A 9,127-nucleotide genomic window follows, 5' to 3' on the forward strand; every position below is an offset into this window, starting at 1 on the left:
CGGTTAATTGAAATGGAAAAAGTATGAAGAACTGGAAAACGCTGCTTCTCGGTATCGCCATGATCGCGAATACCAGTTTCGCTGCCCCCCAGGTAGTCGATAAAGTCGCAGCCGTCGTCAATAACGGCGTCGTGCTGGAAAGCGACGTTGATGGATTAATGCAGTCGGTAAAACTGAACGCTGCGCAGGCAAGGCAGCAGCTTCCTGATGACGCGACGCTGCGCCACCAAATCATGGAACGTTTGATCATGGATCAAATCATCCTGCAGATGGGGCAGAAAATGGGAGTGAAAATCTCCGATGAGCAGCTGGATCAGGCGATTGCTAACATCGCGAAACAGAACAACATGACGCTGGATCAGATGCGCAGCCGTCTGGCTTACGATGGTCTGAACTACAACACCTATCGTAACCAGATCCGCAAAGAGATGATTATCTCTGAAGTGCGTAACAACGAGGTGCGTCGTCGCATCACCATCCTGCCGCAGGAAGTCGAATCCCTGGCGCAGCAGGTGGGTAACCAAAACGACGCCAGCACTGAGCTGAACCTGAGCCACATCCTGATCCCGCTGCCGGAAAACCCGACTTCTGATCAGGTGAACGAAGCGGAAAGCCAGGCGCGCGCCATTGTCGATCAGGCGCGTAACGGCGCTGATTTCGGTAAGCTGGCGATTGCTCATTCTGCCGACCAGCAGGCGCTGAACGGCGGCCAGATGGGCTGGGGCCGTATTCAGGAGTTGCCGGGTATCTTCGCCCAGGCATTAAGCACCGCGAAGAAAGGCGACATTGTTGGCCCGATTCGTTCCGGCGTTGGCTTCCATATTCTGAAAGTTAACGACCTGCGCGGCGAAAGCAAAAATATCTCGGTGACCGAAGTTCATGCTCGCCATATTCTGCTGAAACCGTCGCCGATCATGACTGACGAACAGGCCCGTGTGAAACTGGAACAGATTGCTGCCGATATCAAGAGTGGTAAAACGACTTTTGCTGCCGCAGCGAAAGAGTTCTCTCAGGATCCAGGCTCTGCTAACCAGGGCGGTGATCTCGGCTGGGCTACACCAGATATTTTCGATCCGGCCTTCCGTGACGCCCTGACCCGCCTGAACAAAGGTCAAATGAGTGCACCGGTTCACTCTTCATTCGGCTGGCATTTAATCGAACTGCTGGATACCCGTAATGTCGATAAAACCGACGCTGCGCAGAAGGATCGTGCATACCGCATGCTGATGAACCGTAAGTTCTCGGAAGAAGCAGCAAGCTGGATGCAGGAACAACGCGCCAGCGCCTACGTTAAAATCCTGAGCAACTAATGGTTAAAACCCAACGTGTTGTGATCACTCCCGGCGAGCCCGCCGGGATTGGCCCGGACTTAGTTGTCCAGCTTGCACAGCGTGAGTGGCCGGTCGAACTGGTTGTTTGTGCCGATGCCACTCTCCTTACCGACCGGGCAGCGATGCTCGGTTTGCCGCTCACCCTCCGCCCTTATTCCCCCAACTCCCCTGCACAACCGCAAACTGCGGGCACATTAACGCTACTTCCTGTCGCGCTACGCGAATCTGTCACTGCGGGGCAGTTAGCGATTGAAAATGGGCATTACGTGGTGGAGACGCTGGCGCGAGCGTGTGATGGCTGTCTGAACGGTGAATTTGCTGCGCTGATCACAGGCCCCGTGCATAAAGGCGTCATTAACGACGCAGGTATTCCGTTTACTGGTCATACCGAGTTTTTCGAAGAGCGCTCGCAGGCGAAAAAAGTGGTGATGATGCTGGCGACCGAAGAACTTCGCGTGGCGCTGGCAACGACGCATTTACCGCTGCGCGATATCGCAGATGCTATCACCCCTGCACTTTTGCACGAAGTGATTGCTATTTTGCATCACGATTTGCGTACAAAATTTGGTATTGCCGAACCGCGCATTCTGGTCTGCGGGCTGAATCCGCACGCGGGCGAAGGCGGTCATATGGGTACGGAAGAGATAGACACCATTATTCCGGTGCTCGACGAGCTGCGGGCGCAGGGGATGAAACTCAACGGGCCGCTGCCTGCCGATACCCTGTTTCAGCCGAAATATCTCGATAACGCCGACGCCGTGCTGGCGATGTACCACGATCAGGGTCTTCCCGTGCTAAAATACCAGGGCTTCGGGCGCGGTGTGAACATTACGCTGGGCCTGCCCTTTATTCGCACATCAGTGGACCACGGCACCGCGCTTGAACTGGCGGGACGTGGCGAAGCCGATGTCGGCAGTTTTATTACGGCGCTTAATCTCGCCATCAAAATGATTGTTAACACCCAATGAATAATCGAGTCCACCAGGGCCACTTAGCCCGTAAACGCTTCGGGCAAAACTTTCTCAACGATCAGTTCGTGATCGACAGCATTGTTTCTGCCATTAACCCGCAAAAGGGCCAGGCAATGGTCGAAATCGGCCCCGGTCTGGCGGCATTGACCGAGCCGGTCGGCGAACGTCTGGACCAGCTGACGGTCATCGAACTTGACCGCGATCTGGCGGCACGTCTGCAAACGCATCCATTCTTAGGCCCGAAACTGACGATTTATCAGCAGGATGCGATGACCTTTAACTTTGGCGAACTGGCCGAGAAAATGGGTCAGCCGCTGCGTGTTTTCGGCAACCTGCCTTATAACATCTCCACGCCGTTGATGTTCCATCTGTTTAGCTATACTGATGCCATTGCCGACATGCACTTTATGTTGCAAAAAGAGGTGGTGAATCGTCTGGTTGCAGGACCGAACAGCAAAGCGTATGGTCGATTAAGCGTCATGGCGCAATACTATTGCAACGTGATCCCGGTACTGGAAGTTCCGCCGTCAGCCTTTACACCACCACCCAAAGTGGATTCCGCCGTCGTGCGCCTGGTTCCTCATGCAACGATGCCTCACCCGGTTAAAGATGTTCGTGTGTTGAGCCGCATCACCACCGAAGCCTTTAACCAGCGTCGTAAAACCATTCGTAACAGCCTCGGCAACCTGTTTAGCGTCGAGGTGTTAACGGGAATGGGGATCGACCCGGCGATGCGAGCGGAAAATATCTCTGTCGCGCAATATTGCCAGATGGCGAACTATCTGGCGGAGAACGCGCCTTTGCAGGAGAGTTAACGATGATCAATTCGCCCCGAGTGTGTATTCAGGTTCAAAGCGTCTACATTGAGGCACAATCTTCACCTGATAATGAACGTTACGTTTTTGCTTATACCGTAACCATACGCAATCTGGGGCGAGCGCCAGTGCAGTTGTTGGGGCGTTACTGGCTGATCACCAATGGCAATGGCCGTGAAACCGAAGTCCAGGGCGAAGGAGTGGTTGGCGTCCAGCCACTTATCGCGCCTGGCGAAGAGTACCAGTACACCAGCGGTGCAATCATTGAAACCCCGCTGGGCACCATGCAGGGTCACTACGAAATGATCGATGAAAATGGCGTCCCTTTCAGCATCGACATTCCCGTATTCCGACTCGCCGTTCCCACACTCATTCATTAAAAGAATATGGCGACATACCTTATTGGCGACGTTCATGGTTGTTACGATGAACTGATCGCATTGCTGCATAAAGTAGAATTTACCCCTGGGAAAGATACCCTCTGGCTGACGGGCGATCTGGTCGCGCGCGGCCCGGGTTCGCTGGATGTTCTGCGCTATGTGAAATCCTTAGGCGACAGCGTACGTCTGGTGCTGGGCAATCACGATCTGCATCTGCTGGCGGTATTTGCCGGGATCAGCCGCAATAAACCGAAAGATCGCCTGACACCGCTGCTGGAAGCGCCGGATGCCGACGAGCTGCTTAACTGGCTGCGTCGCCAGCCTTTGCTGCAAATCGACGAAGAGAAAAAGTTGGTGATGGCCCACGCAGGGATCACGCCGCAGTGGGATCTACAGACCGCCAAAGAGTGCGCGCGCGATGTAGAAGCGGTGCTATCGAGTGACTCCTATCCCTTCTTTCTCGACGCTATGTACGGCGATATGCCAAATAACTGGTCACCGGAATTGCGGGGGCTGGGAAGACTGCGTTTTATCACCAACGCCTTTACCCGTATGCGTTTTTGCTTCCCGAACGGTCAACTGGATATGTACAGCAAAGAATCGCCGGAAGAGGCCCCTGCCCCACTGAAACCGTGGTTTGCGATTCCTGGCCCTGTCGCTGAAGAATACAGCATCGCCTTTGGTCACTGGGCATCGCTGGAGGGCAAAGGTACGCCGGAAGGTATATACGCGCTGGATACCGGCTGCTGCTGGGGTGGTACATTAACCTGCCTGCGCTGGGAAGATAAACAGTATTTTGTCCAGCCGTCGAACCGGCATAAGGATTTGGGCGAAGCGGCGGCGTCTTAAACACAGCCTGATATAGGAAGGCCGGATAAGACGCGACCGGCGTCGCATCCGGCACTAGCCGTAAATTCTATACAAAATTACCGCCGCTCCAGAATCTCAAAGCAATAGCTGTGAGAGTTCTGCGCATCAGCATCGTGGAATTCGCTGAATACCGATTCCCAGTCATCCGGCTCGTAATCCGGGAAATGGGTGTCGCCTTCCACTTCTGCGTCGATATGCGTCAGATACAGTTTCTGCGCTTTTGGCAGGAACTGCTCATAAACGCGACCGCCGCCAATCACCATGATTTCTGGTACGTCACCACACGCCGCGATGGCTTCATCCACCGACTTCACCCACGTTACGCGATCGTCCGTACCCGGTTGACTGCTGAGGATAATATTTTTGCGTCCTGGCAACGGACGACCGATTGATTCCCAGGTATGGCGGCCCATAATCACGGGTTTATTTAAGGTGTTGCGTTTAAACCAGGCGAGATCGGCAGGCAGGTTCCACGGCATGGCGTTTTCCATGCCGATAACGCGATCTACCGCTAACGCCGCAATCAGACTGATCATTGAGATTTCCCGATAAAAAAAATTGTCGCCACTATACGTAAAGCGTAAACCGTCGTCGACTGGTGCGAGGATGATGTTGAGGAAAATTTTATATTCTGCTGGCGAGTCCACGCTCTCTCCCTGGACTCGCCGCATTACAATGAAACAAAAACAAACAGTTAGCTGTAAAGTGTGATTTACGTCACTCTTTATTAGGATGAGGGTTTCGTTTCCGGTTCATCCGACATGTTGCCGGTATGTTTACCTTCTTCGGTTCCCTGCCAGCCATGTCGTTGAATTAATGACAGATGTTCGCGGTCCTCGGTAATGATCTCACTTAACATCGCGCTGGTGCGTTTATAGACCTCCGCGCGGGCTTTGGTGTCGTTCTCAACCATTGCCATCTCTTCCACCATCTGAATATTAAAGCGGCGGAACACATCGGCACGTTCTCGCGCTTCATACGGCCCCAGACCTAAACTTTCCAGTGCCAGACGCCCGGTTTTCAGCGCACCTTCGAAGGTTTCACGCTCCGGCTTTTCAACGCCTGCCTGACGCAAACGAATGTAGTGGTCGACATCGCGGGCGCGGGCAATAATCTGCAAATGCGGGAAGTGTTCTTTCACCATCTCTGTCAGTTGCAGGTTGGTTTGCGGATCGTCGATGGCGTTAATCAGCACTTCCGCTTTCGCCGCTCCCGCAGATTCCAGTAAATCCATCCGCGTGGCATCGCCATAAAACACTTTCATACCAAATTTACGCAAGGTTTCGATATGGTCCGGATCGTGATCGAGCACCACCATTTTCACCCCGCTGGAGAGCAGTAAACGTCCGGTGATCTGCCCAAAACGACCGAATCCGGCAATGATTACCCGCGGCTGTTCTTCGTCGATCTCATCGGCTTCACGCGCCTCTTCAGTAGAAGATTGCTCAAGGCGATTGAGGATCACCAGCAGAATCGGCGTTGCCGCCATCGACAGCGCCACCGCCAGGGTCAGCGATTTCGCCCACTCCGGCTCCAGCACATTCGCCATCTGCGCCGCGCCAAATACCACAAAGGCAAACTCACTGCCCTGCCCTAACAACACCGCAAACCAACGACGCTGTTTATTTGGCACTTGCAACGGTCGGGCAATCAGCCACAGCATGGCGATTTTGATGATGAGGAAACCGAGCAGCAAAATGACAATGCGCAATGGGTTTTCAAGCAGCGTGCCAAAGTCTATCGACATGCCAACACCGATGAAAAACAGCCCCAACAGCAAACCTTTAAAGGGTTCGATATCGCTCTCCAGCGCATGACGGTATTCCGAGCTTGCCAGCAGTACGCCCGCCAGAAACGCGCCCATCGCCATCGACAAGCCGACCTCTTCCAGCAGCAAACCAAAGCCAAACACGAGGAATAACGCCACGGCACTAAACACTTCCCGCAAGCCAGAGCGGGCTACAAAACGCAGCGCCGGACGCGTGACATAGCGCCCCAGCAATACCACCAGCACCAGCGCACCCGCCACTTTTAACGCCGAGAGAGCAAATGCGCCCATCGTCGTCGAGGCACTGCTCGTTGCCAGTAGCGGAATCATCGCCACCAGCGGGATCGCCGCGATATCCTGGAACAGCAGCACCGCAAAGGCACTGCGACCCATTTGCGTCACCATCAGATTGCGTTCATTCATCGCCTGCATGGCAATCGCCGTAGAGGAGAGCGCCAGCGTCATGCCGATCAATTCCGCGACCTGCCAGCGCAGCCCAAGTAACATGCAGAACAGCCCCAGCAGGCCGCCGCAAATCACCATCTGCAATGCGCCACCGCCGAACACTGCCGCACGCAGCTTCCACAGCCTTTGTGGATCGAGTTCGAGGCCGATAATAAACAGCATCAGCACCACCCCAATCTCGGCAAAGTGCAGAATAGATTCGGCATCGGTCACCAGTCGCAGCCCCCACGGGCCAATAATGCAGCCGGCGATCAGGTAGCCAAGTACCGATCCCAGACCAAGACGTACCGCAATGGGTACAATCAGCGCTGCCGAACCGAGATAAATCAGCGCCTGAATCAGCGTATGGCTATCCATGATGGGCCTCCTGCCATTCCAGCAGACGTTGCTTATAGTGACGCGCCTGCCCTTCGAGGGTTTCGTCGTCACAAATAAAGGTGCAGTGCATGGCAAACGGTGGCAGCCAGTTCAGCCCGCAGTAGATTGCCGTCGCCTGTAGCGGCTGCGACAGCACATCAAAGCCCGGATGCGCACCAATTTCAAAATGGCTTTCCCCGCCGCCGGTCGTCACCGCCCACAGCAAATGTTTGCCATGCAGCGCCTTGCCGCCGTGACCGTAAGCCCAGCCGTGCGACAAAACTTTATCGATCCAAAGTTTAAGAAGCGGAGGAATGCTGTACCACTGCATCGGATGCTGCCAGACGATCAGATCGGCGCGAGACAGCGCCTCCTGCTCGGCGGCAATATCGATATTGAAGTCAGGATAGAGTTGATAAAGAGAGCGAATTTCGACGCCTTCCAGCGTCCTGCCTGTTCAAGCATCCGTTTATTCGCATGGGAATGATGCGGATACGGATGCGCATAAATTATAAGAATCATAGGTAGCCCGCGTGATTACGCCTTTGTTTTCCCACAAAGTGTAGTCATATATTCACGCGGCTTATAGTCAATAATATTGATTCAGAAAAGAGAGAAATCTGAACAATTTACCCCATTCTCTGCCCGCGGATCGTCATATTGCTGGTTTGCGCCAGTGACATCCCTCGATGTCTCCGGGGCAAACGCTACGGAAATCAACAAGCCAAACAGCGAGATACCCGCCCCCATTAGCATCGTGTTACTGATACCGTAATTATTGATAAAGATCGGCAGTGCCCAGGTCGAAACAATGGTGCCAATACGGCTTAAGGACATAATCACGCCCACGGCAGAGGCGCGGATATCTGTCGGGAAGAGTTCATTAGGATAGAGCCACTGCAAATTACCCGGCCCGCCAGAGAAAAAGGCATACACCGCAAAGGCCATCACTACCAGCCAGATCCCCATATCCGGGATCAGCCCCAAAACCGCCAGCGCCAGCGTCATCATGGCAAAGCTGCCAATCAACAATGGACGCCGTCCGGCAGTGTTTAACCACAGCATCGGCGGAATACAGTCGAGCATAAAGAACAGGCTAATCACCACGTTCCCCAGCGCCGCGTTTTTGCCAACACCCAATCCCAACAAACCAACGATTTGCGGGCCAAAGGTGTAAATGGCGAACATTGGGATCACCTGGCAGGTCCAGATGGCGGCAACAAACAGAACAAAAGGAAAATGGCGGCGATTAAACAGATCGCGAAAACGGGTTTGCTGCGGCTGCTCTTCATCGAAAGCCACCGGTTCGCCAAACAGTTTTATCATCATCTCTTCGCACTCTTTTACTCGCCCTTTGCGTAATAACCAGCGGGGAGATTCAGGCAGTTCGAATCGACCAATCAAAATCAACAAACAGGGGATCGCCGCGCTACCCAGCATCCAGCGCCAGCCGCCTTCCACATCATAAAGCCAGTAGCCGACCAGATCGGCGCAGGTCGCGCCGACATACCACATGGCGGCGATAAAGCTGATGGAAAATGCCCGCTGACGGGTACTGGAGAACTCGGTGATCATTGAGGTGGCGATGGGATAATCTGCACCGATGACAATGCCGATAAGTACCCGCATCACCAACAGTTCGACGGGGGATGAAACAAACATCGTCGCCACCGATATCACGCCGATGGCGATGATATCAATGAGGAACATTTTGCGCCGTCCGACTTTATCGGAAATATAGCCAAACAGCGATGTGCCAACGAACAGCCCGGCGAGCGTTCCCGCGCCCAACAAGCCAATCCAGTCAGCGTCCAGTTTTAGCGCCGGAGTCAGTTGCTCCAGCGCCACGCCAATCATTACCAGTACATAACCATCCAGAAACGGGTAATGCTGCCAACTTACTGATTTAGTGTATGATGGTGATTTTAAGGTGCTTGCGTGGCTTCCATTTCCATCAGATGTCCTTCCTGCTCCGCTACTGAAGGCGTGGTGCGTAACGGCAAAAGCACTGCCGGACATCAGCGCTATCTCTGCTCTCATTGCCGTAAAACATGGCAACTACAGTTCACTTACACCGCCTCTCAGCCCGGTACGCACCAGAAAATCATTGATATGGCCATGAATGGCGTCGGATGTCGCGCCAGTGCACGCATTATGGGCGTTGGCCTCA

General features: G+C 54.0%; 8 protein-coding genes and 2 pseudogenes. 6 read left to right on the forward strand and 4 right to left on the reverse strand.

The features are described 5' to 3' along the window. Positions 1–23 precede the first annotated feature (23 nt). Genes surA through apaH form a run of 5 tightly spaced genes read left to right on the forward strand, consistent with a single transcriptional unit; the run spans position 24 to position 4,346 of the window. Positions 24–1,310, forward strand: a complete 1,287-nt coding sequence (surA, locus tag BGK49_RS12595) for a peptidylprolyl isomerase SurA (RefSeq protein ID WP_000800457.1) — start codon at positions 24–26, stop codon at positions 1,308–1,310. After that, positions 1,310–2,299, forward strand: a complete 990-nt coding sequence (pdxA, locus tag BGK49_RS12600; protein ID WP_000241244.1) for a 4-hydroxythreonine-4-phosphate dehydrogenase PdxA — start codon at positions 1,310–1,312, stop codon at positions 2,297–2,299. The genes surA and pdxA overlap by 1 nt, the downstream gene beginning before the upstream one ends. Further along, positions 2,296–3,117 carry a 16S rRNA (adenine(1518)-N(6)/adenine(1519)-N(6))-dimethyltransferase RsmA gene (gene rsmA / locus BGK49_RS12605; RefSeq protein WP_001065381.1) on the forward strand — a complete coding sequence of 274 codons (822 nt, stop codon included), beginning with the start codon at positions 2,296–2,298 and terminating at the stop codon, positions 3,115–3,117. Before pdxA ends, rsmA begins: the two co-directional genes overlap by 4 nt. 2 nt (positions 3,118–3,119) lie before the next feature. After that, complete coding sequence (gene apaG / locus BGK49_RS12610) at positions 3,120–3,497, forward strand: Co2+/Mg2+ efflux protein ApaG (RefSeq protein ID WP_000610901.1); 378 nt, start codon at positions 3,120–3,122, stop codon at positions 3,495–3,497. A 6-nt stretch (positions 3,498–3,503) separates the two neighbouring features. Continuing rightward, the gene (gene apaH / locus BGK49_RS12615; protein WP_000257192.1) at positions 3,504–4,346 is read left to right on the forward strand and encodes a bis(5'-nucleosyl)-tetraphosphatase (symmetrical) ApaH; all 843 of its coding nucleotides are present in this window, start codon (positions 3,504–3,506) and stop codon (positions 4,344–4,346) included. Positions 4,347–4,423: 77 nt separating this feature from the next. On the opposite strand, the gene folA is transcribed toward apaH, so the two are convergent. From folA to BGK49_RS12635, 4 genes and pseudogenes are all read right to left on the reverse strand, one after another. After that, positions 4,424–4,903: a type 3 dihydrofolate reductase gene (folA, locus tag BGK49_RS12620; RefSeq protein WP_000624375.1), complete on the reverse strand. Its 480-nt coding sequence runs from the start codon at positions 4,901–4,903 to the stop codon at positions 4,424–4,426. A gap of 191 nt (positions 4,904–5,094) precedes the next feature. Beyond that, entirely contained in the window at positions 5,095–6,957 is a 1,863-nt protein-coding gene (gene kefC / locus BGK49_RS12625; RefSeq protein ID WP_000377131.1) for a glutathione-regulated potassium-efflux system protein KefC, read from the reverse strand. Beyond that, positions 6,950–7,479 (reverse strand): annotated as a pseudogene (gene kefF / locus BGK49_RS12630) (glutathione-regulated potassium-efflux system oxidoreductase KefF). The gene kefC and the pseudogene kefF overlap by 8 nt, the downstream one beginning before the upstream one ends. A 107-nt stretch (positions 7,480–7,586) precedes the next feature. Further along, positions 7,587–8,841 (reverse strand): annotated as a pseudogene (locus tag BGK49_RS12635) (MFS transporter); the annotation flags it as partial. Between the two features lie 54 nt (positions 8,842–8,895). Here BGK49_RS12635 and BGK49_RS26835 point away from each other — a divergent pair. Further along, positions 8,896–9,127, forward strand: a 232-nt coding sequence (locus BGK49_RS26835; RefSeq protein WP_005007989.1) for an IS1-like element transposase, incomplete at its 3' end; no start/stop codon positions are given.

Origin of the sequence: Shigella sp. FC1544 (assembly GCF_001722145.1) — a bacterium.
Classification (GTDB): domain Bacteria; phylum Pseudomonadota; class Gammaproteobacteria; order Enterobacterales; family Enterobacteriaceae; genus Escherichia; species Escherichia coli.